This is a genomic window from Nonomuraea sp. NPDC052116 (assembly GCF_040680035.1).
GTDB lineage: Bacteria > Actinomycetota > Actinomycetes > Streptosporangiales > Streptosporangiaceae > Nonomuraea > Nonomuraea angiospora_A.
Genome location: NZ_JBFAWA010000020.1, coordinates 58,902 through 84,745 on the forward strand (window position 1 = coordinate 58,902; position 25,844 = coordinate 84,745).

Below are 25,844 nucleotides of genomic sequence, written 5' to 3' on the forward strand. Positions count from 1 at the left end.
AATCATCATCGAGTTGCGGCGAGGACACGCAGTCATCTTCTCCCGGATGGGCGATCGTTACCTGCCAATTCCTGGATTTCTTATGGTTCCGCTCCGACGGGCGAGCGCACGCATCGTTCCAGGCGAAATCCGGGAAAGGGCATACCCGATTTTCCCCTCCAGGTTGACCGGTACGACGGCCTGATTCCGATGTACGGCGCGCAGAATGTGGGCGGCCACCCGCTCGGCGGGATAGCCGCGCCGCGCCAGGCCCCGTACGGCGTCTTCGCGCAGGTCAGCGCCCACGTACGTGGCGTTGCGCGCGATCGGCGTCGAGACGAACCCCGGGCAGACGGCGCTCACCCCGATCCCGTGCCCGGCCAGCTCGGCCCTGAGGCAGTCGCTGAGCATCTTCACGGCCGCCTTGGAGGTCGAGTACGCGGGCAGCAGCCGGGACGGCGCGAACGCCGCCAGAGAGGCGACATTGACGATGTGGCCGCCTTCGCCGCGTTCGACCATGGCGGCGCCGAAGAGCCGGCATCCGTGGATGACGCCCCACAGATTGACGTCGACGGTCCTGCGCCAGTCGTCCACCGTATGATCAAGAAAAGACCCGGCGACGGCGATCCCGGCATTGTTCACCACAATGTCCGGCACTCCATATTGAGCGATGATATTTCGCGAAAAATCTTCCATTTGGTCGATATTCGATACATCGACCTGCACGGCGTGCCCCGTACCCCCGAGGTCCTCGGCGATGGCGTCGGCGGCCCGCGCCGCCGCGTCCGCGTCGATGTCCGCGCACACCACCTCGGCGCCGTGGGCCGCGAACGCCCGCGCCGTCGCCAGCCCGATCCCGGACCCCGCGCCGGTGACCACCACCAGCCGCCCGTCGAAGGCCCGCCGCGACCCCCGCACGGCGTGGGCGCCGTCGGCGAACTCGGCGATCATCCGGGCCACCGCCTCGGGACGGCTCCGGTGCGCCCAGTGCCCGGCCGCCACCTTCCGGTGCCGGAGCCTGGGCACCCACTGCCCGATCGAGGCCAGCAGCGCCGGGGTCACGAAGGCGTCCCGCGTGGCCTCGATGATCTGCACGGGCACGTCGCCGACGCCCGGATCGCCGTCCGCGCCCATGTTCCGCCGGTACATCCAGAGCCCGTTGCGCCCGTCCTCGGCCAGCGTCGGCGCCGGATGTCCCGGCCGTGGCGCGATGCCCTCGCGCCGCAGCGTACGGGAGATGATCCCCGGCATGACCGAGCCCCACGCCAGCTCCGGCACCACCGGAACCTGAAATGCCCCGATATACCAGGACTTGATGCGCTGCGCCGTGACGTCCCACCGCTTCCCGTGCCGCAGGAAATGCGCGGCCTGCCGCAGCCCTGGCCCGCCCAGGCTCGTGAAGGACGCGATCCGTTCCCGGATCCCGGCCCGCCCGATGGCCTCCCAGCCCTGGAGCGACCCCCAGTCGTGCCCCACGAGATGCACCCTGGAGGCGCCCACGGCGTCGATCACGGCGTCAAGGTCGGCGATCAGGTGGTCGAAGTCATAGTCCCGGCTGTCCCGTGGCGCCGCGGACTCCCCCGCCCCGCGCACGTCGTACCGGACGACGTGGTAGCGCTCGCGCAGGAGCGCGGCCACCTCGTCCCAGACGCGATGCGTGTCGGGGTAGCCGTGGAGCAGCAGCACCGTCGGGTTCGCCGGGTCGCCCTCCTCGAAGACCGCCAGCCGCACGTCACCGGACTCGACCCATCGCATCGCGACCTCCTATTGGACGGATCGTCCAGTAGCATAGATCCTTCAGGGGCGCGCGGCCAGCCCGGCGCAGGAGCGCAGCGCCTTCCAGTCCGCGACCGCCTGGGTCCGCGCGGGCCCCGTCATCGGGACGGGCACACCCCCTTGGATGGTGGCCGGGGTCCAGCTGTCCTTGAGCACCTTCCGCCCGTTGATGGTCAGCGTCAGGACGCCGGTCCGGCCCGTGGTGCCGGGGGTGGAGTTGTAGAAGACGAAGTTGCCCATGCCGTAGTTGACGTACGCGTTGTCCAGGTACCCGGATCCGAGCAGGATGTGCGCGTGCCCGCCGACCACCACGTCGGCGCCCGCCTCGACCAGTTTGGGGGCCAGCGAGAGCTGCGCCGGGTTCGGGCACTTCTGCATCTCGGTGCCCCAGTGCAGGTGGACGATCACGGTGTCGGAGTTCTTCCGCGCCTGCCGCACCGCCCGCAACAGGCTGACCTCGTCCTTGGCCGAGGCCAGCCCGCCCTTGTCGGCGGTGGCCGTCCACGACTGGATGAACTCCGCGTCCAGCACCTGCGTGGCCCCGATGATGGCCACCCGGTTGCCGTTCACGGTCTTGCGGAACGGCCTGTACGCCTGCGCCGCGTCCTTCCCGATCCCCACCACGGGGAACTTGCTGGTCCTGATCGCCGCCAGCGTGTCCGCCAGACCGGTCTCCATGTAGTCCATGCCGTGGTTGTTGGCCATGGACACGACGTCGACCCCGGCGGCCTTCAGCGCGGTGAAGGCGGTCGGCGGCGCCCGGAACGTGAACTGCTTCCCCGGCGCCGGCGTCCCGCCCGTGGTGATCGCCGTCTCCAGGTTCACCATGGATAAGTCGGACTTGCGCAGCACGCTCGCGATCGGCCCGAGCGCCGTGCTCGGGCCGGCCAGCCGTCCCCGCAGCATCCCCTCGAAGTGCACGTCCCCGCCGAAGGAGATCGTGTACGGCCGCCGCTTCGGCTTGGGCTTCGCCGTCGGCGACTCGGCCACCTGCTGGTCCACCTGCTTGCTCTGCGGCTCCTTCTCGGGGGCCGATGAGCAGGCCACCAAGGACGCGGCGACGGCGAACAACGGGAGGGCACGGGGGAATCTCATCTGCCGCCACTTCCGCTCGAATCCGGTCGTTTAGGGATTGAGCATGCCATGCAGGGCGGATTACCGCGCAGGCTCCCCCTTCTCCAGCAACCCGCGCATCGCCTCCCGGGTCGCGTCGTCCATCGGCGTGTACACGACCAGCCGGATCTCGGCCACGGCCGTGAGGCTGGTCGTGCTGAAGCGCAGCTCCCCCAGCTCCACGTGCTTGAACCGCTTCACCCTCGGCCCCGGCTCGGCCACGTCCTGCCTGGCCCACAACCGCGCGAACTCGGCGCTCTCCGAGCTGAGCCGGCGGACGAAGTCCTGCCAGCACGGGTCGTCCACGTGGCGGCTGTAGGCGCCCCTGAACACCGCCACGGTCCGCGCCAGCTCCTGGTCGCGGTTGAGCAGCAGGGTCGTGGGAGCGGGGGTGAGACAGGTGTACCAGAGCGAGTTTCGCTCGCCCTCCGGCGCGCTGACCAGCTCGGGGAACACGGCGGCGTAGGCGGCGTTCCAGGCCAGGGCGTCGCACCGGCTGTTGGTCACGGCGGCGGGCATGTCGCCGAGCCGGTCGAGGATCTGCCGCATCTCGGGCGTCACCTGGCCCGAGTCGGTGTCGGCCGGGCTCTGCGCCTGGCCCGCCAGCCGGTAGAGGTGCTGGCGCTCGGCGGCGTCGAGCCTGAGCGTACGGGCGATCGCGTCCAGCACCTGGGCGCTGGCGTTGATCGGGCGGCCCTGCTCCAGCCACGTGTACCAGGTCACGCCGACGCCCGCGAGCTGGGCGACCTCCTCGCGCCGCAGGCCGGGCGTCCGCCTGCGCGGTCCCGGCGCGAGGTCGACCATCTCGGGGGTGATCCGCTCGCGACGCGTACGCAGGAACGCCGACAGGTCGATGCGCTTTGCCTCTGCCACGCTCATGTCTCCACTATGGGGCGAACCACCAAATCCTATCCAGTTACCGCCAGTACCAGTATAAGTGGGCTCTCGTTACTGGTACTGGATCCCCGGCAGACTGCTACGCATGACGCAAACTGCCGCTATTTCCCCTTCTGTGGACACCAAACCGCAGAAGGGGAACCGGGCCAGCGGCCTGCTCCTTGCGATCATCCTCGTGGGGCAGTTCCTGGCCATCCTGAACGTCAACATCGTCAACGTGGCCACCCCGACCATCGAGTCCGACCTGCACTCCTCAGGCGCCGGGCTGCAGATGATCGTCGCCGGATACACCATTGTCTATGCCGTCCTGTTGATCACCGGAGCCAGGGTCGGCGACCTGTTCGGCTACCGCAACGCATTCCTGGGCGGGTTGGCGCTGTTCACGGTGACCACGCTCGGCGCGGGCCTGGCGCCCTCGACGGGCTGGCTGGTGGCCGCCCGCCTGCTGCAGGGCGCCGGGGCGGCGATGATGATGCCGCAGGTCCTGACGTTGATCCAGCGCAACTACCACGGCGCGGCCAGAGGCCGGGCGATGGGTCTGTGGTCGCTGGTGATCAGCGGTGGCATCGTGATCGGTCAGGCTTTCGGCGGGATCCTGCTGGGTCTGGGCGCGGGCTGGCGAGTGGTGTTCCTGGTGCTGGTGCCGATCGGCGCGCTGCTGATGGTGGCCGGGATGAAGGTGCTGCCCGCCGACGAGGGCGGAGGCCGGACGGGCCTCGACCCATGGGGCCTGGTGTCCCTGTCCGCGGCCGTGCTCCTGCTCGTCGTGCCGCTGGTCCTGGGCCGCGAGCTCGGGTGGCCGGCGTGGGGCTGGATCTCGATGGCGCTGAGCGTGGTGACGTTCTTCGCGTTCGTCCGCATCGAGCGCTGGGTGACGGCCCGCGGCGGGCGTCCCCTGGTGGACGCGCGGGTGCTGCGCGCGCCCGGCATGCGGCCGGGGCTGGCGATCCTGCTGTTCGGCCCGGCGACCTGGGGCGCGTTCCTGTTCACCTCGGCCCTGCACCTGCAGGGCGAGCTGCACCTGACGCCGCTGTCCTCCGGCATGATGCTGGTGCCGTGCGCGCTGGCCTTCGGCCTCGTCGGGCTCCTCTGGCCGCGCCTGCCGCTCCGCCTGCAGCGCCCGCTGGTGCCCTTCGGCTACGTGGTGGCCGCCCCCGCCTACCTCGGGCTGGGACTCGCCGCCGGCGGCGGCCTCCCGTACGCGGTCATGAGCGCCCTCGTCGGCGCCGGGCTCGGCGTGCAGGTCGCGGTGACGAACATGGCGACCGAGCAGGTGGACGACGCCTACGCGGCGGACGCGAGCGGCGCGCTGCTCACCGTGATGCAGCTCGGGCAGGTCATCGGCGTCTCCACGGTCGGAACGCTGTTCATCACGCTGAGCCAGGGCCACGGCACGGTGTCCGCCTCGCTGGTCTCCTCCATCGCGATGGCGGGCCTCGCCGTGGTCGCGGGGCTGAGCTCGCTCTTCCTCGTACGGCGCCGCGTACCGGCCGCATAAACCGGGCCCGGGAATTTCCCCCACAAAGCAAGACGGCCCGCGCCCCCATAACCGGGGGCGCGGGCCGTCTTATGCACTCCGGGAAAAGAATTCCCGGAAAGAAACCTCAATCTGCGAAATATCCCTGAGCCGTCCTGCCGCGCGAGAAGAAATTGCTGCGGCGGTTACGGTTTTTCAGGCACCTGGTACGAGCGTGGCCAAGTCGAACTCGCCCTCACGCACTCCCGCGGTGAAGGCGGCCCACTCCTCAGGAGTGAAGACGAGAACGGGCCCGTCCTGCTCCTTGCTGTCCCTGAGCGCAACGTTGCCGTCAGCCAGGGGGGCGACCTCGACGCAGGCCGATGCGCCGTTGCAGAATCTGCTCTTCCGCCAGGCGGCCGCCGTAGTGTGGATGTACATTCTCTCCCCAAATGCGTAAAGGGGCTCCGTTGCCCCTTCCTGAGGTCTCGCCGTTAACGTCTCCACAGCATGGCCTTCCGCTGGATAAGAACGCGTGATTCGTCCTCGTCCAGGGCCTCCGACTTGATATGGTCGAAAGCCGCTTCGTACCCGGCCACCCGTTCGAGATCATCGACGAAGTGAGCAGTATACAGCTGCTCTAGGTACACAACATCATCAAATGCCGCAAACTTAAGATGAATAAACGCACCGGTGTTAACCGGATGAAGTGAGTCCAGGGTCAGGACGTGAATGCTGACGTGCGGCAGCAGGGAGACCTCCAGGAGATGCTCCATCTGCTCGCGCATGACCGAGGGCTCGCCGAAACGGCGTGTCAGCGCCGACTCGTCGAGAACCACCGTCAGCTCGCAGGGATCGGCCCGGTGCAACACCCGCTGCTGCCTGTCGAGGCGGGCTTCGACCCGGCTCCTGACACCGCTGTGCGTGATGCGCGCGATGCCACGGGTCGCCAGGATGACCTCCCTGGCATAATCCTCGGTCTGCAAGGTGCCAGGCACGATCTGGGGTTCCCAGTTGCGCTGGAATTTCGCCTCGGCCTCTAACCCGAGGAATCTTGTGTACTCCTCAGGTAGGGCGTCCTCGTAATCTTCCCACCAGCCGCGCTGCTCCGCATCCCGCAACAGGCCGAAGAGCTCGTCAAGTTTCTCCTCGTCCACGCGGTAAAGCTGCGCCATGACCTTGATGTCGTCGGCGCTGGGCATGGTCTTGGCGGCCTCGATGCGGCTGACCTTGCTCGCGGACCAGCCGAGCTCGCTGGCCGCCCTGGCCCCGGTGAGCTTCTTCCGCTCCCGGAGGAGGCGCAGCTCCTGACCGAGCCGGAGCCTGCGTACAGTCGGACTGCCCTGCTGCGATGGCACCGCCACTCTCCTTGTTCGGGAATGAAGGTGTAGCCGGTGGGGATCGTTTGGGGCCCGGCTTTTGGGGCCGTTCGCCCAATCTTACACTGCAAGTTGCATGTGGAGTGCCGCTCGTCCTTGTCAGAAGGCTTTCATGGGGAGAGCGTAGGGGCAAGACGAACTACGGCCAGGGGTGGGCCTGGGGTGGAACATCTCCCGTTGCACGCCGTGCATGACACTTCTGGTGCAAGTTGCACGGCAAGAGGTGAAGAAATGTAAATCTTCCCTTGCTTAAAGTATTGCAGCATCGCTCACCTCGGGGGACGATCGGTTCCAGGAGGGTTCTCGAGTGGTGAGGAGGCCGGGCATGACGACACGGCCGTACACATCGGGCCTTCCGACTTCGATCGCGCGGCCCCGCCCGGGCCGCCTCGCCGGCAACGTCGCCGCCCCGGATACGAAACTCCGCCCCAGGGAGGCCGCTTGCCGGAAGGACTTCGGAATCGCCTGAAGAACTCAGCGAGAGTCCGCTCATTCGAGCCTGGAAAAAACCGGGCCGAGGCTGACCACCAGCGCGCCGCATTCGGGCTGCCACCCTGCGGCGAGACCGGTCATCAGCCGTCGGTCCGGCGAAGAAGCCACCTCTGAAAATGCCGCGAAAGGGGTCTTCTCATGTACTCACAAGGTACCAAGGGACTCGCCCGAATCAAGTGCCGGATCCGAGAGCTTATGGCTTGGGCCGATCGCGAGATCTGCATGGAGCCCGACGAGTTCGCCCACCACGTCGGATGGACCGTGAGCAGGACCGGGTTCGGCTCCCGTCGCTACCGCGACCCACGGTTCGACCAGCTCAGCGTGCCACAGCGCGTGACGGAGGAGGTGTCCTGACGTGCCGAGGAACCCGCGCAACCAGATCTACCCCGCCAACGAGGACCTTCCCGCCGCCGGGCGCGGCGGGCCGCTGGTCAGGCTGTGGCGGGTCCGTACCGAGCTGATGCTGCTCGCCGCGCTGGCGCTGCTGACGCTCACCCTGCTGGGGGCCACCCAGGAGGGCCGGTGGTGGCCGTTCGTCCTGCTGACGAGCGCCGTCTCGGTGCCGGCCGCCACCAGGAGCGGGCGCAACTGGGTGAGCGCCCACTTCTGGTGCGTGGTCTCCAGGCACCGCCTGCACCGGGTCTGCCTGGAGACCACGATGCACACCAGGGCCGGGCGGATCCCGCTGGTGCTCTGGATCACGCCGACGACCACGGGCGAGAAGGCCCTGATCCTGACCAGGGCCGGCATCTCCGCCGAGGAGTTCGAGGCGTACAGCGAGGAGATCGCGGCCGCCTGCTGGGCCAGGAGCGCGAACGTCTACCGGCACCGGCGCCGGGCCCAGTTCGTGATCGTGGAGATCGTCAGACGCGACGAGGTCCCGGGGGCGACCTCTCCCGGACTCGACCGGCTGTACGGCAGACGGGCCTGGATCTCGCTGAGACCCGACCTCGAGGAGCCGCCTGATCTGCGCGCACCGGCCGCGCTGGCCAAGGCGGGCTGAGGACCTGGGGGAATCCGGGACATTTCCCCGGGTGGGAAGCCCCGGAGACCGCGGGGGCTCCGGGGCTTCCCCATGTGCGCGGTACGGGCCAAGATGAGTTCAGCTGGCGAACTCAGGAGTCGTGATGACGTCGACCGTCCACCGGACCTGTCCCCTCTGCGAGGCCGTCTGCGGCCTGACGCTCACCCTCGACGAGGGCGGGCACGTGACCAGCGTCCGCGGCGACAAGGACGATCCGTTCAGCAAGGGGTTCATCTGCCCGAAGGGGGCCAGCCTCGGCCGGCTCGACGAGGACCCCGACCGGCTGAGCAGGCCGCTGATCAGGGAGGGCGACCTGTGGCGCGAGGTCGGCTGGGAGGAGGCGTTCGCCGCCGTCAAGGCGGGCCTCGACCGGGTCGCCGACCGCCGGTCCGCCGCGATCTACCTCGGCAACCCGAACGCCCACAGCATGGCGGGCGCCCTGTACGGCGCGCCCCTGATCAAGGCGCTCGGCACCCGCAACGTCTACTCCGCCAGCACCGCCGACCAGATGCCCAAGCACGTCGCGAGCGGGCTCATGTTCGGGCACCCGCTGGCCATCCCGGTCCCCGACCTGGACAGGACCGACTACCTGCTCATGCTGGGGGCCAACCCGCTGGAGTCCAACGGCTCGCTGTGCACCGCGCCCGACTTCCCCGGGCGGCTGAAGGCCCTGCGCGGCCGCGGCGGCCGGCTCGTCGTGGTGGACCCGCGCCGTACGCGCACCGCCGCGCTGGCCGACGAGCACGTCTTCGTCCGCCCCGGGACGGACGCCTACCTGCTGTTCGGCATCGTCCACACGCTGTTCGCCGAGGATCTCGTCAAGCCGTCACACCAGGTCAACGGGTTGGCCGAGGTGCGCGAGGCGGCCAAGCACTTCCCGCCGGAGGCGGTCTCCGGGCGCACCGGGGTGCCCGCCGAGGTGATCGTGCGGCTGGCCAGGGAGCTGGCGGCAGCCCGTACGGCCGCCGTCTACGCCAGGATCGGCACCTGCACGGCCGAGTTCGGCACGCTGGCCCAGTGGCTCGTGGACGTGCTCAACGTGCTCACCGGCAACCTCGACCGGCCGGGCGGCGCCATGTTCCCCAAGCCCGCGACCGAGTTCGGCGCGCGACGCAGGCCGTACACGGTGGGCCGGTGGAAGAGCCGCGTCAGGGAGCTGCCGGAGAGCAACGGCGAGCTGCCGGTGGCCACGCTCGCCGACGAGATCGAGACGCCCGGCGAGGGGCGGGTCACGTTCCTGATCACGGTGGCGGGCAACCCCGTGCTGTCGGCGCCCCACGGGGCCAGGCTCGACGCGGCCTTCGGGCGGCTCGACTTCATGGTGAGCGTGGACCCGTACCTCAACGAGACCACCAGGCACGCGAACGTCATCCTCCCGCCACCGCGGATGCTGCAGTCGGGCCACTACGACTTCGCGCTGCTCGGGTTCGCGGTCCGCAACTACGCCCGCTACTCGCCGCCGCTGCTGCCACTGGACGGGCAGCCCTCCGAGGCCCAGATCCTGGCCAGGCTGGCCATGATCGCCTCGGGCCTGGAGGGGGACCTGGACGAGTTCGTGATCGGCGAGATGCTGCGCAAGGCCACCGAGACGCCCGGCTCCGGGGTCGAGGGACGGGACGTGGCCGGGCTGCGCGCCGAGCTGGAGGGCGAGACGGGCGGCGAGCGCCGGCTGGACCTCATGCTCAAGCTCGGCCCCTACGGCGAGTGGACCGGCAAGGGCGACCTGTCGCTGCGCAAGCTGCTCGACAACCCGCACGGCCTGGACCTCGGCCCGCTGGAGCCCCGGCTCGGCGAGGTGCTGAAGACCGCCTCGGGCCTGATCGAGCTGGCGCCGCCGCAGATCGTCGAGGACGTGGAACGGCTGCGCGGCAAGCTGGAGGAGGACCCGCCGGAGATCGTCCTGATCGGGCGGCGCCACCTGCGCTCCAACAACAGCTGGCTGCACAACGTGGGCCCGCTGGTCGGCGGCAGCAACACCTGCACGCTGCAGATCAACCCGGCCGACGTGACCAGGCTCGGGCTCGACGGCGAGGCGGTGGTCCGCTCCGCGAAGGGGCAGCTCACGGTGCCGCTCGAACCCACCGACACGATCATGCCGGGGGTGGTCAGCCTGCCGCACGGCTGGGGCCACGCGGGCAGCTCACAGAGCGTGGCGGCCGAGCACGCGGGGGTCAGCGTCAACACGCTCACCGACGAATCCACCGTCGACGTACTGAGTGGTAACGCAGTGTTCAACGGAGTTCCGGTCACGATTTCACCAACCGGGGTGATCATCGCACAATAGGGTGTCGCGCGTGACTATCGCGCCAGAAGAGGACCGCCTGAACGCCCAGATCGCCTTCGCCATCGAGATCGACAAGTTGAAGCGGATCATCCGCCGCAACCATTTGATGGACGGCTCGCGGCGGGAGAACACCGCCGAGCACTCCTGGTACGTGGGCACGTTGGCGATGATCCTCGGCGAGCATGCCCCACCCGGGACCGACCTCCAACGGGTGGTGGCCATGTTGCTCGTGCACGACCTGGTCGAGATCGACGCCGGCGACACGTTCATCTATGACCCCGTGGAGGTGGCCGCGCAGGCCGGCGCCGAGCGCGCCGCCGCCGACCGCATCTTCGGACTGCTGCCCGCCGACCAGGGGCAGTGGATGCGGGAGCTGTGGGACGAGTTCGAGGCCAGGAAGACGCCGGAGGCCAGGTTCGCCAAGGCGCTCGACCGTTTCTCCCCGATCCTGGCCAACCACCTCACCGAGGGTGGCACGTGGCCGCTGTTCAAGGTCAAGGCCGCACAGGTCAGGGAGAAGGTACAGATCATCGAGGAAGGTTCGCCGTCCCTCGGCGCGTACGCGCTGGAGCTGGTCGAACTCTCCGTGGCCAGGGGACACCTGTCCGAGTGATCCCCACATGGGCGGGGTAGGGGACTTGTCGTGAAAGAGGAAGTGCGAGCGAAACGTCGGCCGTTGCGGGGTTTGGCCGGGCCGGTTGCTCTCGCCGACCGGCTGGAGAAGTCCAAGACCCTGGACACGCCGATCAGAGTGCTGGCCAAGACCGTACGCCAGCGCATCCGTCCCGGCCGGCTACGTGACCTGCTGCACGGCGTCCCCACGGGCAAACCACTGCACCCGCCGCTGGCCACGGTCAGCCTGGGCTGCTGGCTGTCCGCGGCGGTGCTGGACCTGACCGACGGCGATCCGCGGGCCTCGCGCGTGCTGCTGGCCACGGGCATCGCCAACGCGCTGCCCACGGCGGCGGCCGGGCTGACCGACTGGTCCTCTCTCCACCGCGAGCAGCAGCGCGTGGGCTTCGTCCACATGCTGTCGAACGTGGCCGCGCTGGGCCTGTTCTCCGGCTCCCTGCTGGCCCGGGTACGCGGGCGCGAGCAGATGGGCCGCACCCTGACCCTGGCCGGGCTCGGCCTGGCCGGGCTCGGCGGCTATCTCGGCGGCCACATGGCCTACCGGCAGGCGGCCGGGGCCAACCACGCCCCGCAGGTCTCCCACCTGGTGCCGCTGGGCTGGCACGACCTGTGCCTGCTCAAGGACCTGCCGGAGGGCCGGCCCGTCGCGCGGCGGCTCGGCTACATCCAGCTCTTCGTGCTGCGCCAGGGCGAGGCCGTCACCGTGCTCGCCGACCGCTGCCCGCACCTGGCCGGCCCGCTGCACCAGGGCAGGCTGGTCATGGAGAACGGGGAGGCGTGCGTGGTCTGCCCGTGGCACGGCAGCACGTTCCGGCTGGCCGACGGCTCGGTGCGGCACGGTCCTGCGACCGCCCCCGCGCCCATGTTCGAGACGCGGATCCGGCGTGACGGCACGCTCCAGGTGCGGCCGGGGTTGACCTGAAGTTCGCTTGAGGTTTTACCGTCGGCCCCATGAGCACGATTCTGGTGACCGGCGCGACCGGCAATGTCGGCAGGCATGTGGTGTCCCAGCTCGCGGGAGCGGGGCTGGAGGTGCGGGCCCTCGTCAGGGACCCCGGGCGGGCGAGGCTGCCCGAACACGTGGAGGTGGTGCGCGGCGACCTGTCCGCGCCCGAGACGCTGGAGCCCGCGCTGAAAGGCGTGGAGAGCGTGTTCCTGCTGTGGCCCGATTTCACGGCGGACGGCGCCGCCGAGGTGGTCACGGCCATCGCCGGGCAGGCGCGGCGCGTGGTCTACCTGTCGGCCAACGTGGCCGACGAGCCGGTGACGCACTACCACGAGATCGAGCGGCTGATCCGGCTCTCGGGGCTCGGGTGGACGTTCCTGCGGCCCGGCGGCTTCGCGGCCAACACGCTGGGCTGGGCCGGGCAGATCAGGCAGGGCGTGGTGCGCTGGCCGTACGGGCAGGCTTCGAGGCCCCTGATCCACGAGCGGGACATCGCGGCCGTGGCCACGCACGTGCTCACCTCGGCGGGCCACAACGGCGCCACGTACGTGCTGACCGGCCCCGAGCGGCTCACCCAGGCCGAGCAGGTGCGCGTGATCGGCGCGGCGACCGGGCGCGAGGTGCGCTGGGAGGAGCAGCCGCCGGAGGAGGCCCGCGAGCAGCTCATGGCCTCCTGGGGGAACGCGGTCTTCGTCGAGAGCGCTCTGAAGGCATGGGGCAGCTTCGTGACGGCTCCCGAGCAGGTCACCGACACCGTGGAGCGGCTGCTCGGCAGGCCCGCTCTGACGTTCGGCCAGTGGGCGGAGGACCACGTGGCGGACTTCAGCTGACCTCGTCCACGGGGTGCTCCACGAGGGCCAGGATGCGGCTGGACATGAACCTCGCCGTGCGCACCGGCGTGCCGGTGCGGGTGACCTCGCTCACCTCGACGAGCCCCCGCCTCGTGGTCACGTCGACCCGCCGCCCGGCGCGAGTGGCCCTGATCTCGTACGTACGCGGTGTGCCTCCGGCATCGATGACGATCTCTACCCAGTCGCCCTTCATGTACGGATTCATACCCGCAAACGCGACATTCTATCCGTACACCAGTACGAAAATCGCCGCAATGCCGACGCAGACGATGATCCCCCGGAGCACGGGCGCCGGGATGCGCCGCCCCACCCTGGCGCCCAGGAAGCCGCCCGCCACCGCGCCCATGGCCACCCCCGCCACGGCGAGCCAGTTCACGTGCGCGACCACGATGAACAGCGCGGCGGCCACGGCGTTGACGATCAGCGCGAGGACGTTCTTGGCCGCGTTCACCCGCTGGAGGTCGTCGTCGAGGAAGCTGCCGAGCAGCCCGATCAGCAGCACACCCTGCGCCGCGCCGAAGTACCCGCCGTAGATCCCGGCGGCCAGCACGCCGAACCACAGCTCCAGCCCTCCGTGCGGGTGCGCGTGCCGGCGCCGGTCGGCCAGCCACCGGTTGAGCCTGGGCTGGACCAGGACCAGCACGCAGGCCAGCGCGATCAGCGCGATGACGACGACCTGGAACACCGACGGGTCCAGGAACAGCAGCAGGATCCCGCCGGCCAGCGCTCCCAGGGCCGAGGCCAGGCCCAGGCGCAGGAGGCGTTCGCGCTGGCCCCGGAGCTCGGGGCGGTAGCCGTACGCGGCGGCGAACGAGCCCGGCACGAGCCCGATGGTGTTGGAGACGTTGGCGGTGACGGGATCGACGCCGATCGCCAGCAGCGTGGGGAACGTGATCAGGGAGCCTGACCCGACGACCGCGTTGATCGCACCGGCCACCATCCCGGCCACGCAGACCGCGGCCAGCTCCCACCCCGTCACAAGCCCTCCTTACGTGTCCGGGCTCTTAGGGGGTGTGAAGAGGCCGCCCAGATTCTCCAGAACTTTGCCCATCTCTGATGGGACGATCCAGATCTTATTGGCGTCGCCCTTGGCGATCTCAGGCAGGGTCTGCAGGTACTGGTAGGCGAGCAGGTGCTGGTCGGGCTGCCCCTCGTGGATGGCCTTGAACACCATGCCGATCGCGTCCGCCTGGCCCTTGGCCCGCATGGCCTGGGCCTCGGCCTCCGCCTGCGCGCGCAGCACGGCCGCCTCCGCCTCGCCGCGCGCCCGCAGCACGGCCGCCTGCTTCTCGCCCTCCGCCTGGAGGATCGCCGCCTGGCGCTGGCCCTCGGCGGTCAGCACGGCGGCGCGCTTGTCGCGGTCGGCGCGCATCTGCTTCTCCATCGAGTCCTGGATGGAGGAGGGCGGGTCGATGGCCTTGAGCTCGACCCTGTTGACCCGGATGCCCCACTTGCCCGTCGCCTCGTCGAGCACGCCGCGCAGCGCGGTGTTGATGTCCTCGCGCGAGGTCAGCGTGCGTTCCAGATCCATGCCGCCGACCACGTTGCGCAGCGTCGTGACCGTGAGCTGCTCGACGCCGATCAGGAAGTTCGCGATCTCGTACGTGGCCGCCTTCGGATTGGTGACCTGGAAGTAGATGACGGTGTCGATGGACACGACCAGGTTGTCCGAGGTGATCACCGGCTGCGGCGGGAAGGAGACCACCTGCTCCCGCAGGTCGATCATGTCCTTGATGCGGTCGATGAACGGCACCACGAGGTTGAGCCCCGGGGTCAGCGTCCGGTGGTAGCGCCCGAGGCGTTCGATGATGGCGGCAGTGGCCTGGGGGATGATGCGGACCGTTCGGGCCACTCCGAAACCCACCGCCGCGACCACGACAAGGGCGACGATGAGCTGCTCGACGGACATGGCGACGCTCCGAAGTCGAGGGGACCGACTCCGTTGATCCTATTTCCTTTCAGCTTTCGGCGGCTTTTATGTGGATAAATAGGGGGATTAGTGGGCGCGCGCGTACCAGCGGCCCTCGGCGCTGCGCTCCAGCGAGAGCGGCACCCCGAACGTCTGCGACAGGTTGTCGGGCGTCATCACGTGCTCCAGCGGCCCCTGCGCCACCACCGAGCCGTGCCTCAGCAGCAGCCCGTGCGTGAACCCGATCGGCACCTCTTCCACGTGGTGCGTCACCAGCATGAGCGTCGGCGAACGGTAGTCGCCCGCCAGCACCGAGAGCCGGCGCACCAGGTCTTCGCGCCCGCCCAGGTCGAGCCCGGCCGCGGGCTCGTCGAGCAGCAGCATCTCGGGGTCGGGCATGAGTGCGCGGGCGATCTGCACCCGCTTGCGCTCCCCCTCCGACAACGTGCCGAACCGCCGCCTGATCAGATGGGCCGCGCCCATCATGTCGATCAGCTCGACCGCCCTGGTCACGTCGTTGGAGTCGTACTCCTCCGTCCAGCGGCCCATGATCCCGTACGAGGCGGTCAGCACGAGGTCGATGACCTTCTCCTCCGGCGGGATGCGCTCGGCCAGCGCGGAGCTCGCCAGCCCGATCCGCGGGCGCAGATCGAAGACGTCCGCCTGTCCCAGCCGCTCCCCGAGCACCTCGACCAGGCCCTCGCTCGGGTAGAGCAACGTGGCCGCGACCTGCAGCAACGTGGTCTTGCCCGCGCCGTTGGGGCCGACGACGACCCAACGCTCGTCGGCGTTGACCGTCCAGTCGATGCCGCGCAGCAGGGCCGCTCCGTCCCGCCTGACGGCGACGTCCTGGAGCCGCAGCACCTGACCACCCATCCCCGATACCTCCTTAGGAGTCACGCTCGGGACAAACCTATTGCAGGGCGAGCGCATATCGTGGATCGGTGCGCCCTGAATCGCCTGTCTGTCCCTCCCTGGTCGCCTGGGGCAACGCGTGGCTCGCCGGTCACGTCGGTCTCGACGAGGCGGCTGACCACGTGGAAGCCGCCGGCGGTCCCACCGTGGCCGACGACGTCCCGTTGCGTAAATACCTCGCAAACCTGCGCTCCGACGGCCTGCGCGAGTTCCGCCTCGCGCTGCCCGCGCCCGGCGATCCGCTGGGGCTGTCGGGGCCCGCGCCGTTCAACTCGGCCGCGGTGGACGCCGGCGAGGCCGCCATCGCGGTGCTCGACGGCCGCAACCTCGGCCTGGTGCCGGTGCCCGACCTGCGCGGGTCGTCTTATGTCGGGGTACGCCTGGAGATCCACGACTCCGGGCCCGTACGCCATGATCTGCCATCGCTGTCCGAGGCCGAACGCGAGCTGTCGGAGGCCATGCGCTCGGCCACCGACACCCTGTCCGCCGTCGAAGGCCCCCTGCAGTCCCGCCCCTCGTCCGTCGGGCACCGGGGCGGCGAGCTGGCGCCCGGCTATCCCGCGCGGGCGCACCGCGTCTCCACCCTCGCCACGAGGCTGGCCACCGTGGTGCGACTGGCCGACGAGCGCGGGCTCACGTCGGGGCAGGTCGCCGCCCGCGCCACTGCCCTGCGCGACCTGGACCGGGCGGTACGCCGTGCGCTCGTGGCCGCCCATCACGCGATCTTCGAACCGCTCAGGAGCACGTAGCCGGCCCACTAAGAGCCGCTCGCGATCTTCCACAGCCTGACCACCTTGTCCTTGCCCGCGGACATGATGACCGCGTCCCCGTCGAGTGCGACGATGCCCACGGCGTACACGCCCTTCTTGTGAGCCTTGACCGGTTTGCCGAGCGTCTTGCGGGTCTCGGGGTCCCAGAGCCTGATCGTGCCGTCGGTGCCGCCGGACAGCAGCACCGTGCGGCCGTCGAGGGTGCCGAAGGAGAGCGAGTAAACGATCTTCTTGTGGCCGGAGAGGGTGGCGACGGTCTTGCGGCTCTTCGGATCCCAGAGCCTGATTTTTCCGTCTTTACCGCCAGATGCCACGACCGTCTTCCCACCCACCTTGCCGACCGCGACCGAGTACACGCCCCTGGAGTGGCCCTTGTACGCCTTCCCGTACGCCTTGCGCCGGGCCATGTCCCACATGCGCACCGTCTCGTCCTCGCTGGCCGAGATGGCGACGGCCCGGTCGCCCATGTGGGTGGCGCTGAGCCAGTTGACCGGCTTGCGGTGGGCCCTGATGATCTTGCCGGTGGACTTGCGCTTCTTCAGGTCCCAGAACCTCAGATAGCCGTCGGCGTCGCCGGTGACCGCGACGTACCTGCCCTTCACCTTGGTGACGGCGACCGCGTAGACGGCGTCCCCGTGCCAGCCGAGCACCTTGCCCTTGTGGGTCTTGAGGTTCCACAGGCGCACGCTGCCGTCGTACCCGCCGGAGACGGCCATGGGGGTCTTGCCGACCATCACGCAGGCGACGGCGTACACCTCCTCGCTGTGGCCCTTCATCGTGGCCAGCGACTTGTGCCCGGCCAGGTCCCACAGCCGCACCCGGCCGTCCTGCCCGCCGGTGACCAGCCACGCCTTGCCGCCCGCGGAGATCGCGGAGATCGTCTGGACGCCCTTGGTGTGGCCCTTGAACGACTTCCCGTCCTGCTTGCCGAGGACGGGGACGACCTTCTGCGTGGGGGTGACCGTCGGGGTGGGCGTGACCTGGGTCGGTGTCGGCGTCGGGGTCTCGGTCTGCGGCTGGGCCTGCGTCTGAGCCGGGCCCGCGCTCACGGAGGTGGTCGCCTGGGCCGCGTTCCCGCCGGTCGGCGCGCCGGTGCCGAACATCTTCGGCCCGAAGTACAGCACGCTCCCGGCCAGGGCCAGCGCCACGACGAGCGCGCCGGAGACCATGGCGGCCCGCCTGCGCCTGGCGTTGGTCTCGTCGGGCCGCTCCTCTGCCGGCGCATGCTTGAAGAACGCGTCATTGTCCCCCCGCCCGCCGGCCTCCCGCGCCGACGGCTTCCGGGCCGGGGGCTGCGCGGCCGACGGCTGCCGGGACGGGGGCGCCTGCCCCGGCCCTTGCCCCCGGCTCCCTTGCCCCTGGCCCTGCCCCTGGTTCCCTTGCCCCTGGCCCTGGCCCTGGCCCGGCACCGACGGCGCCCGCCCGGGCGGCCCCTCCCCTCCCGCAACCGCCCCCGACCCCGGCGCCACCGGGCCGGGCGCCGGTGGACGGGGCGCGGCCGGGTGGGGCGTGGCGCTCATCGGGTAGGGCGGCGGCACCTGTGACGGACCCGACGGAGGCTGCTGCCGAGGCACGTAAGGCACACCATGCGGCCCGCCCCCGTGCTGCGGTGCGCCACCGCGCTGCGGCCCGCCTCCATGCTGCGCCCCGCCTCCGTAGCCGGGCGTCGCACCCTGCCCCGGCACGCCACCCTGCCTCGGCGTGCCGCCGTAGCCCGGCGTCGCACTCTGCCCGCCGGGCGCGCCACCCTGCCCCCACGCGCCGCCCCGTCTCGGCCCGCCGCCCTGTTGCGGCGGCACGTAGGGCGCCGCAGGTGGTCCGGCCGCAGGGCCGTGGGACGGCGGATATGCCTCCCCCGACGGGTTCGCCCACCCGTACCCGCCAGGAGGGGCGGACGACGGAGGGCCACCGGGATTCGCCCACCCGCCGCCGCCCGGCGGAGCCTCGGGCGCGGGCCCGGGGTTCGCCCAGCCGGCGGCAGGCGAGGGCGGATCCGGCGGGGTCTGCTCGGCCGCGAGTTGCGAGCCCGTGTTGAGCACGTCCTCGGGCCGCGGCGGCTCCCCCTCGTTCGCCAGCAGCGCGAACAGCACGTCGGCCGCCACGGGCCGCTCGTCGGCCCGCTTGCGCAGGCACGACCCCACGACCGGCCGCAGGGTCTCGGGCAGCGCCGAGAGGTCGGGCTCCTCGTGCATCACCCGGTAGACGACCGCGGGCAGGCTGTCCTGGCCGAACGCGGGCCGCCCCGTGGCCGCGAACACCATGGTCAGGGCCCAGCTGAACATGTCGCTGGCCGGCCCCACCCGCTCGGCCGAGATCTGCTCGGGCGACATGTACGCGGGCGTCCCCACGACCCCGCTGCTGATCGTCATGGCCGAGTCCAGCGCCCGCGCGATGCCGAAGTCGATCACTCGCGGCCCGTCGTGGCCGAGCAGCACGTTGCTGGGCTTGAAGTCGCGGTGCACGATCCCGGCGCGGTGGATGGCGGCCAGCGCGGTGACCGTTCCGACGGCCAGTCGGTAGAGCGCGCCGCCCGTACGAGGCCCGTCCCGCTGCACCACCGCCTGCAGGGAGACCCCGTCCACCAGCTCGCTGACGATGTACGGATGCTCGCCGTCCATGTGGGCCCCCAGCACCTGCGCGGTGCAGAACTGGGCCACCCGCCGCGCGGCCGCCACCTCACGCAGGAAGCGTTCGGAGTCCAGTCCGGGCCTGTCCAGCCGGGTGTTCAGGAGCTTGATCGCCACGCGCCGCCCGTCCGGCGACTCACCCTCGAAAACGATCCCCTGCGCCCCCTTGCCCAGGCGGCCGAGCAGCCGGTATTCGCCCAGTGTTCGCGGATCGGTCGGCTGTAAGGGGTGCGTTTCCGGCACCTGGCCCTCCCCGTTGTGCTAGACCCCCGTTCACAAGTGGGATAGGCGCGGGCAAAAACCCACAAACCACCCCAGGTCACGAAAGATCATCGCTCTTTGCGAAAAATTTGCCCTACGCAATAATCGTGGAGAAGATCGGGGATTTCCAGCACCGTACGGGGAGCCGTCATATGCGCAGAAGCTTCAGCCTGTTCTTAGCCGGCGGTCTGGCCGCCGCGCCGCTGGCCGTACCCGCCCCGGCGAGTGCCGCCACCGCTGCCGCCCCCGCCACCGCGGCGGTCGCCCGGGTGAAGCCGTACTCCAGCTTCAAGATCTCCGTCAAGCACAGCGGCCGCACCAAGCGCGGCGGCAAGATCACGTATTACGTCCGCGCCAAGAACCTGGGCCCCTACTACGCCGACTACTACTGGATCGGCGGCCAGGTGCCCAAGGGCGTTGTGCCCACCCTGCGCTGGGGCGCCGCGAAGGGCACCAAGTGCACCTGGGAGGACCGCTGGTTCTGGTGCTGGGGCCCGCTGCGGCTGGAGAAGGGCAAGACCGACTGGCTCAACTTCCAGGTGACGCTGAAGAAGGGCACCAAGGGCACGGCCACGGCGCGGGTCGGCGTGATGTCGTTCGACGTCGACCAGGGCATGGAGAACATCGACGAGGAAGAGCTCAAGCGCCTCGGCATCAAGGGCTACTACTGGCTCAAGAAGGTCAACACCAGGATCGTCTCCCCGCCGCGCCGGCCGGGCCGCAGCTGGTCGCCGCCTCCGCCGGTCAAGACGTACAACCCGCCCGCCAGCCACGAAGAGAGCAACAAGAAGAAGGACACCTGACCTTCACCCCAGGCCGCCTCCGCGGAGCGGAGGCCATAAGCGCTATCCCAGGCCGTGCCGTACGGCGTACAGCGCGGCCTGGGTGCGGTCCTGGACGCCCAGCTTCATCAGCACGTTGGAGACGTGGGTCTTGACCGTCTTCTCCGCGACGGCCAGGCTCCTGGCGATCTCCCGGTTGGACCGGCCGGCCGCGATGAGCGCGAGCACCTCGCGTTCTCGGTCGGTCAGCGGCACCGGTGGCGGGCCGTCCGGCGCCGACAGCATCGCCTCGGCGGCCTCGGGCGCCAGTAACACTTGCCCTCCGTGCACGGACCGCACGGCCTGCACCAGCGCCGTCGGATCGACGTCCTTGTAGAGGAACCCCGACGCCCCCGCCCGCATGGCCGGGCCGACGTCGGACCGGTCGCTCACCGACGTCAGCACGACCACCCTGGTCGCCGACCCGGCCAGCCGTTCGAGCGTGCCGAGCCCGTCGAGCACCGGCATCTTCAGGTCCAGCAGCAGCACGTCGGGTGCCAGCTCCCCGACCAGCTCGACGGCCTGCGCCCCGTCGCCCGCCTCACCGACGACCGTGATGTCGTCCTGCAGGTCGAGGAACGTACGCAGCCCCTGCCGCACCACCGGATGATCGTCGGCGATCAGCACCCGGATCAAACGCCCACCTCCACACGTACCGTGGTCCCGCGGCCGTGGGCCGACTCGACGGTCATGGCCCCGCCCACGGACTCCGCCCTGTCGCGCATCGACACCAGGCCCAGGCCGCGCGACTCCGCCTGTTCGAAGCCGTTGCCGTCGTCGCGCACGATCAACACCAGCCTGCCGTCCGCGTACGTCAGGCGCACGGAGACGCTCGCGGCCTCCGCGTGCCTGAGAGCGTTGTGCAGCGCCTCCTGGGCCACTCTGAGCACCGCCACCTCGACCGCCGGGTCCACCGGCGGCAGCTCCACGCACTCGAACGTGACCAGGGACGGATGGAGCCGGTCCAGCAGGCGCACGTGCTTGCGCAGCGTCTCGGCCAGGCCGTGCCGGTCGAGCTCGGCCGGCCGCAGCTCGACGATCACCGCCCGCAGCTCGGACAGGGCCTCCCCGGCCAGGCGCTGGACGCGTTCGAGCTCGGCGGCGGCTTTCTCGGGCGCCCGGTCGAGCATGGCGGAGGCGGCCTGCGCGGTGAGCCTGAGCGAGAACAGCTTCTGCGTCACGGCGTCGTGCAGCTCGCGGGCCACCCGGTTGCGCTCCTCCAGCATGGCCAGCTCGCGCCGGCGCTCGTAGAGCCTGGCGTTGGTCAGCGCGATGGCCGCGTGCGCGGCGAACAGCGTCAGCAGCTCCTGGTCGGCCTGCGTGAAGCCGCCCGGCGTGCGCTTGTTGGCCAGGAAGATGATGCCGAGCACCTGGTCGCCGTCGCGGATCGGGACGCCGAGGAAGTCCTTCATCACCGGGTGGGCCTTCGGCCACCACTCGAACCTCGGGTCCTTGCGCAGGTCGGGCAGCCTGACGGGGCTCCCCTCGCGGAGCATCGCGCCGAGCATGCCATGCTGTCTGGGCAGCGGCCCGATCGCGTCCCACTGCTTGTCGGTGATGCCCTCGGCGACGAACTCGCCGAACGACCCCTCGTCGTCGGGCACGCCGAGCGCGGCGTAGCGGGCGTCGAGCAGCCGTTGCGCCGAGCGTACGATGACCTGCAGCACCTCCCGGACCGACAGATGGCGGGTGACCGCGAGCACCGCGGAGCTCACCGCCTGCAGGATCTCGTCTCGGTCGGAGGTCACGGGACCCAGCTTATGGTCCTAGGACGATGTGCCCAGGCGGCGGCGGGACTTCGGCCCGATGTGCGTCGCCCGCGGCGTTCCTAACGTCGGCACCATGACGAACACCGCACTCATCACCGGCGCCTCCCGCGGTCTCGGACTCGCCCTGGCGAGGTCTCTGGCGGGCGCCGGCTGGAACCTCGTGCTCACCGCCCGCGGCGCGGACGACCTGGAGCGGGCGGCGGCCGAGCTGGGCGCCGTCGCGATCCCCGGCGACGTGACGGAGCCCGCGCACGTCGAGCGGCTGGCCCGGGCGGCACCCGAGCTGGACCTGCTGGTCAACAACGCGAGCGACCTCGGCGTGACGCCGCTGCCGCCGCTGGCGGGCTACCCGCTGGAGGCGTTCAGGGTGCTGCTGGAGACCAACGTCACCGCCCCGCTCGCGCTGATCCAGGCCACGCTGCCCGCCCTGCGCGCGGCGGGCGGGGCCGTCGTGAACATCACCTCGGACGCCGCCACGGGCGCGTACGAGGGCTGGGGCGGCTACGGCGCCACCAAGGCGGCTCTGGAGCAGCTCTCCAACGTGTTGTCGGCCGAGGAGCCCGCCGTCCGGGTCTGGTGGGCCGACCCCGGCGAGATGAACACCCGCATGCTCGCCGACGCCGTGGGCGCCGACGAGGCTGCGGGCGCCACCGACCCCGCCAAGGTGGCCGCGGCGCTGCACGACCTGGTGCGGTCCCGTCCGGCCAGCGGCAAAGTGAGCCTGCAATGACCGTCGCGCTCGACTTCGCGCTGCCGCCGGGCCTGTCGGCGAGCGAGCCGCCCGAGGCGCGGGGGATGTCCAGGGACGCGGTACGCCTGATGGTCTCGCGCGGCGACCTCGCCCCCTCGCACCACCACTTCGTCGACCTGCCGGGGCTGCTCGACCCCGGTGACCTGATCGTCGTGAACAACTCGGCGACCTTGCCCGCGGCCGTCCGGCTCGACCGCCTGGCCGTGCACTTCTCCACCGCCAGGGAGGACGGCACCTGGCTGATCGAGCTGCGCCGCCGTACCGCCACCGCCTCCGAGCCCTACGGCGGTGGTGAGCCCGGCGAGTGGCTGCCGCTGCCGGGGCGGGCCACGCTGCGGCTGATCGAACGGGAGACGCCGCGGCTGTGGCGGGCGTCGCTGGACCAGGAGGTGGAGCCGTACCTGCGGGCGCACGGGGCGCCGATCCGCTACTCGTACGTGAGCGAGGACTGGCCGATCGAGGCGTACCAGACCGTGTTCGCGACGGTGCCGGGGAGCGCGGAGATGCCGAGCGCGGCGCGGCCGTTCACCGCGGAGCTGGTGACGGCGCTCGTGGCGCGCGGGATCGGGATCGCGCCGATCACCCTGCACACGGGGGTGGCCTCGCCGGAGAAGGACGAGCCGCCCTACGCCGAGCGGTACGAGGTGCCGGAGGCCACGGCGCGGCTGGTCAACCTGGCGCGCGAGAGCGGCAACCGGGTGGTGGCCGCGGGCACCACCGTCGTACGGGCGCTGGAGACGGCCGTGGGGGCGGACGGGCTGGTCAGCGCCGCCGCCGGGTGGACCAGGCGGATCGTCACGCCTCAGAGCGGCGTACGGGCCGTCACGGGGCTGATCACCGGGCTGCACGAGCCGCGCTCCAGCCACCTGCTGATGCTGACCGCGATCGCGGGCGAGACGGCGCTCGCGCGGGCCTACGGGGAGGCGCTACAGAACGCATATCTGTGGCACGAGTTCGGTGACACGCACTTGATTCTGAAGAAATAGCCTTTACATAGATTTTGCCAACATGATAGGAACAGCGGGCATTTACGGGGGCTTCAAGTGTGTGCGCCTCCCCGTGACCACTTCCTCACCGGAGACGTTTAATGCGTAACCTGACCAAGGCCGCGTCGCTGGCATTGCTGGCGGCGGCCCTGCTTGTCCCGGCTGTTCCGGCTTCCGCCTCTGCCACGACGGCCGCCGGCGAGCCGTTCTCGGCCTTCGACGTCAAAGTGAAGGCTGCCAAGACGGCCAAGGCCGGCGGCAAGCTCAACTTCGGCATCATCGCCACCAACAAGGGGCCCTACCAGGCCGACGCCTACTTTGTCGGCGGCGAGTTCCCCAAGGGGGTCGACCTCAGGCGGATCATGTACCGCACGAGTGTCAAGGGCACCGAGTGCGGGCTCGAGGGCCGTGCGTTCTTCTGCTTCCTGCCCAAGGTCCTGGAGAAGGGTGACTCCATCTCCCTGATCTTCGAGACCAAGCTCAAGAAGACGGCGACCGGCACGCAGATCGCCAAGCTCGGCGTGATCTCCTACGACGTCCAGACGGGCATGGAGAACATGAGCAAGGAAGAGCTCGACCGGCTCGGCATCCCCGAGCACGGCTACGTGAAGACGGTCAAGACCAAGATCGTCCGCTAGCGTCCCTTGGAACGTTACGGCCGATGAAATGTTGTCCGTACGTCCGCAGGACATTCACCTAGGCGTCACCTGCTAGGACACCCACGGTCGCGCCCGCGCCCGAATGCCCGCCCTGCTTCGCGAGCATCGGGCCGGGCGCAGTACCGTGGCTGGATGTGGACCAGCGCAGCCTCCTGATCACCCTGACCGGCCCCGACCGGCCCGGCGTCACCTCGCGGCTTTTCTCCGTTCTGTCTGCCTTTCCGGTGACTGTGGCGGACATCGAACAGGTCGTCATTCGCGGCCGGCTCACGCTCGGCGTGCTCGTCACGTACGCCGGCGGCCCCCCGACAGGCACCGGCACGACCCTCGGCGCCATGTGGACCGCGGTCGAGCAGGTGGCCGAGGACCTCGGCATGGAGGTGGAGCTCTCCACCGGCTCCCAGACCAAGGAGCAGCGCCGCCGCGGCCGCCTGTCGGTCAGCGTGCTGGGCGCCACGCTCCAGCCCGCCGCCATCGCGGGCATCGCCGGGCGCATCGCCGCCGCCGGCGCGAACATCGACCGCATCGAACGCCTCGCCCAATGGCCCGTCACCTGCATCGAACTGTCCGTCTCCGGCGCCGACCCCAGCTCGTTGCGGGTCGAGCTGGCGGCCGAGGCGGCCGTCCTGGCGGTGGACGTGGCCGTGCAGCGCACCGGCCTGTCGCGGCGCGCCAAGCGGCTGATCGTCATGGACGTCGACTCGACCCTCATCCAGGGCGAGGTCATCGAGCTGCTCGCGGCCCACGCCGGATGCCTGGACGAGGTCGCCAAGGTCACCGAGCAGGCCATGCGCGGCGAACTCGACTTCGCCGAGTCCCTGCGGCGCCGGGTGGCGCTGCTGGAGGGGCTGCCGGCCGAGGTGTTCGAGGAGGTGCGCAAGGAGGTCGTGCTCACGCCCGGCGCCCGCACCCTGGTTCGCACGCTCAAGCGGCTCGACTACCGCTTCGCCATCGTCAGCGGCGGGTTCACGCAGATCACCGACGGGCTCGTGGAGGAGCTCGGGATCGACTACTCGGCGGCGAACGTCCTCGAGGTCATCGACGGCCGGCTGACCGGTCGCGTCGTGGGCGAGATCGTGGACCGGCCGGGTAAGGCGCGGGCGCTGGAGCGGTTCGCGAGGGAGGCCGGCCTGCCGATCTCGCAGACGGTGGCCATCGGGGACGGGGCCAACGACCTCGACATGATCGCCGTGGCCGGGCTGGGGGTGGCGTTCAACGCCAAGCCGGTGGTGCGGCAGGCGGCCGACACGGCGGTCAACACCCCCTACCTCGACTCGATCCTCTACCTGCTGGGGATCTCCAGGGACGAGGTGGAGGCGGCGGACGCAGAGGACGGCGCCACCCTCACCGCAGGCTGACCCTCACCCGACAATGCCCATCCTGGGGCCCCAGGATGGGCCCTCCAGCCCTCCAGCCGGCTCCAGCGTCCCCTTGGGAGCATCGGTGCTCTTTGGCGGCCTCCGCGCCCCCTGGGGCCTCTGCCCTCCTCAGAAGCCTTCGTGTCCCTTGGGGGCCTTCGTGCGCCGGAGCGCTTCTGTACCCTTCC

General features: G+C 70.4%; 25 protein-coding genes. 13 read left to right on the forward strand and 12 right to left on the reverse strand.

All coding sequences use genetic code 11. From position 1 onward, the window contains the following. Positions 1-57: 57 nt before the first annotated feature. The 3 genes from AB0L65_RS33925 to AB0L65_RS33935 are packed head-to-tail and all read right to left on the reverse strand — an operon-like array spanning position 58 to position 3,747. Positions 58-1,734 (reverse strand): SDR family oxidoreductase, encoded by a 1,677-nt coding sequence (locus tag AB0L65_RS33925; RefSeq protein ID WP_364253681.1) that lies wholly within the window; start codon positions 1,732-1,734, stop codon positions 58-60. A gap of 42 nt (positions 1,735-1,776) precedes the next feature. Next, a complete protein-coding gene (locus tag AB0L65_RS33930) occupies positions 1,777-2,850 on the reverse strand; it encodes a CapA family protein (RefSeq protein WP_364253684.1) in 1,074 nt (357 codons plus the stop codon). A 60-nt stretch (positions 2,851-2,910) separates the two neighbouring features. Further along, the gene (locus tag AB0L65_RS33935; RefSeq protein ID WP_364253687.1) at positions 2,911-3,747 is read right to left on the reverse strand and encodes a helix-turn-helix transcriptional regulator; all 837 of its coding nucleotides are present in this window, start codon (positions 3,745-3,747) and stop codon (positions 2,911-2,913) included. A 133-nt stretch (positions 3,748-3,880) separates the two neighbouring features. Here AB0L65_RS33935 and AB0L65_RS33940 point away from each other — a divergent pair, with 133 nt between their 5' ends. Beyond that, positions 3,881-5,263, forward strand: coding sequence for an MFS transporter (locus AB0L65_RS33940; RefSeq protein ID WP_364253690.1), 1,383 nt, complete (start codon positions 3,881-3,883; stop codon positions 5,261-5,263). 174 nt (positions 5,264-5,437) lie between these two features. On the opposite strand, the gene AB0L65_RS33945 is transcribed toward AB0L65_RS33940, so the two are convergent. Next, entirely contained in the window at positions 5,438-5,662 is a 225-nt protein-coding gene (locus AB0L65_RS33945) for a DUF397 domain-containing protein (RefSeq protein ID WP_350739697.1), read from the reverse strand. Between the two features lie 53 nt (positions 5,663-5,715). After that, the gene (locus AB0L65_RS33950) at positions 5,716-6,579 is read right to left on the reverse strand and encodes a helix-turn-helix transcriptional regulator (protein ID WP_350739694.1); all 864 of its coding nucleotides are present in this window, start codon (positions 6,577-6,579) and stop codon (positions 5,716-5,718) included. Positions 6,580-7,287: 708 nt separating this feature from the next. Here AB0L65_RS33950 and AB0L65_RS33955 point away from each other — a divergent pair. From AB0L65_RS33955 to AB0L65_RS33980, 6 genes are all read left to right on the forward strand, one after another. Continuing rightward, a complete protein-coding gene (locus tag AB0L65_RS33955; protein WP_364253693.1) occupies positions 7,288-7,446 on the forward strand; it encodes a hypothetical protein in 159 nt (52 codons plus the stop codon). Between the two features lies 1 nt (position 7,447). Continuing rightward, positions 7,448-8,095 (forward strand): hypothetical protein, encoded by a 648-nt coding sequence (locus AB0L65_RS33960; protein ID WP_364253696.1) that lies wholly within the window; start codon positions 7,448-7,450, stop codon positions 8,093-8,095. Between the two features lie 124 nt (positions 8,096-8,219). Next, complete coding sequence (locus AB0L65_RS33965; protein ID WP_364253699.1) at positions 8,220-10,400, forward strand: molybdopterin-dependent oxidoreductase; 2,181 nt, start codon at positions 8,220-8,222, stop codon at positions 10,398-10,400. Between the two features lies 1 nt (position 10,401). After that, a complete protein-coding gene (locus AB0L65_RS33970; RefSeq protein ID WP_364253702.1) occupies positions 10,402-11,013 on the forward strand; it encodes an HD domain-containing protein in 612 nt (203 codons plus the stop codon). A 63-nt stretch (positions 11,014-11,076) separates the two neighbouring features. Next, a complete protein-coding gene (locus AB0L65_RS33975) occupies positions 11,077-11,955 on the forward strand; it encodes a Rieske 2Fe-2S domain-containing protein (protein ID WP_364253705.1) in 879 nt (292 codons plus the stop codon). Positions 11,956-11,984: 29 nt separating this feature from the next. Then, the gene (locus AB0L65_RS33980; RefSeq protein ID WP_364253708.1) at positions 11,985-12,809 is read left to right on the forward strand and encodes an NAD(P)H-binding protein; all 825 of its coding nucleotides are present in this window, start codon (positions 11,985-11,987) and stop codon (positions 12,807-12,809) included. On the opposite strand, the gene AB0L65_RS33985 is transcribed toward AB0L65_RS33980, so the two are convergent. From AB0L65_RS33985 to AB0L65_RS34000, 4 genes are all read right to left on the reverse strand, one after another. After that, positions 12,802-13,023 carry a hypothetical protein gene (locus AB0L65_RS33985; RefSeq protein ID WP_350739673.1) on the reverse strand — a complete coding sequence of 74 codons (222 nt, stop codon included), beginning with the start codon at positions 13,021-13,023 and terminating at the stop codon, positions 12,802-12,804. The genes AB0L65_RS33980 and AB0L65_RS33985 overlap by 8 nt on opposite strands. A gap of 30 nt (positions 13,024-13,053) precedes the next feature. Next, on the reverse strand, positions 13,054-13,809 hold the full coding sequence (locus tag AB0L65_RS33990) for a sulfite exporter TauE/SafE family protein (protein WP_364253711.1): 756 nt from the start codon (positions 13,807-13,809) through the stop codon (positions 13,054-13,056). Positions 13,810-13,818: 9 nt separating this feature from the next. Further along, a complete protein-coding gene (locus tag AB0L65_RS33995; protein ID WP_350739667.1) occupies positions 13,819-14,739 on the reverse strand; it encodes an SPFH domain-containing protein in 921 nt (306 codons plus the stop codon). Positions 14,740-14,826: 87 nt separating this feature from the next. Then, positions 14,827-15,615 carry an ABC transporter ATP-binding protein gene (locus AB0L65_RS34000; protein WP_364253715.1) on the reverse strand — a complete coding sequence of 263 codons (789 nt, stop codon included), beginning with the start codon at positions 15,613-15,615 and terminating at the stop codon, positions 14,827-14,829. Positions 15,616-15,683: 68 nt separating this feature from the next. Here AB0L65_RS34000 and AB0L65_RS34005 point away from each other — a divergent pair, with 68 nt between their 5' ends. Further along, on the forward strand, positions 15,684-16,403 hold the full coding sequence (locus AB0L65_RS34005; protein WP_364253718.1) for a hypothetical protein: 720 nt from the start codon (positions 15,684-15,686) through the stop codon (positions 16,401-16,403). An 8-nt stretch (positions 16,404-16,411) separates the two neighbouring features. Here AB0L65_RS34005 and AB0L65_RS34010 read toward each other — a convergent pair whose 3' ends face one another. After that, positions 16,412-19,294: a protein kinase gene (locus AB0L65_RS34010; protein ID WP_364253721.1), complete on the reverse strand. Its 2,883-nt coding sequence runs from the start codon at positions 19,292-19,294 to the stop codon at positions 16,412-16,414. Positions 19,295-19,464: 170 nt separating this feature from the next. Here AB0L65_RS34010 and AB0L65_RS34015 point away from each other — a divergent pair, with 170 nt between their 5' ends. Further along, complete coding sequence (locus tag AB0L65_RS34015; protein ID WP_364253724.1) at positions 19,465-20,115, forward strand: hypothetical protein; 651 nt, start codon at positions 19,465-19,467, stop codon at positions 20,113-20,115. Between the two features lie 42 nt (positions 20,116-20,157). Here the strand turns inward: AB0L65_RS34015 and AB0L65_RS34020 are convergent, their stop codons facing one another. Together AB0L65_RS34020 and AB0L65_RS34025 are read right to left on the reverse strand one after the other, a co-directional pair. After that, complete coding sequence (locus tag AB0L65_RS34020) at positions 20,158-20,769, reverse strand: response regulator transcription factor (protein WP_357751265.1); 612 nt, start codon at positions 20,767-20,769, stop codon at positions 20,158-20,160. Continuing rightward, positions 20,766-21,881, reverse strand: coding sequence for a GAF domain-containing sensor histidine kinase (locus AB0L65_RS34025; RefSeq protein WP_364253727.1), 1,116 nt, complete (start codon positions 21,879-21,881; stop codon positions 20,766-20,768). The genes AB0L65_RS34020 and AB0L65_RS34025 overlap by 4 nt, the downstream gene beginning before the upstream one ends. A 94-nt stretch (positions 21,882-21,975) precedes the next feature. On the opposite strand from AB0L65_RS34025, the gene AB0L65_RS34030 reads away from it, so the two are divergent. The 4 genes from AB0L65_RS34030 (at position 21,976) to serB (ending at position 25,656) form a co-directional block, all read left to right on the forward strand. Beyond that, positions 21,976-22,632 carry an SDR family oxidoreductase gene (locus AB0L65_RS34030; protein ID WP_355210142.1) on the forward strand — a complete coding sequence of 219 codons (657 nt, stop codon included), beginning with the start codon at positions 21,976-21,978 and terminating at the stop codon, positions 22,630-22,632. Continuing rightward, the gene (locus tag AB0L65_RS34035) at positions 22,629-23,639 is read left to right on the forward strand and encodes an S-adenosylmethionine:tRNA ribosyltransferase-isomerase (protein WP_364253730.1); all 1,011 of its coding nucleotides are present in this window, start codon (positions 22,629-22,631) and stop codon (positions 23,637-23,639) included. Before AB0L65_RS34030 ends, AB0L65_RS34035 begins: the two co-directional genes overlap by 4 nt. Before the next feature lie 101 nt (positions 23,640-23,740). Next, positions 23,741-24,277 (forward strand): hypothetical protein, encoded by a 537-nt coding sequence (locus tag AB0L65_RS34040; RefSeq protein ID WP_364253733.1) that lies wholly within the window; start codon positions 23,741-23,743, stop codon positions 24,275-24,277. A gap of 155 nt (positions 24,278-24,432) precedes the next feature. Next, on the forward strand, positions 24,433-25,656 hold the full coding sequence (serB, locus tag AB0L65_RS34045) for a phosphoserine phosphatase SerB (RefSeq protein WP_364253736.1): 1,224 nt from the start codon (positions 24,433-24,435) through the stop codon (positions 25,654-25,656). Positions 25,657-25,844 lie beyond the last annotated feature (188 nt).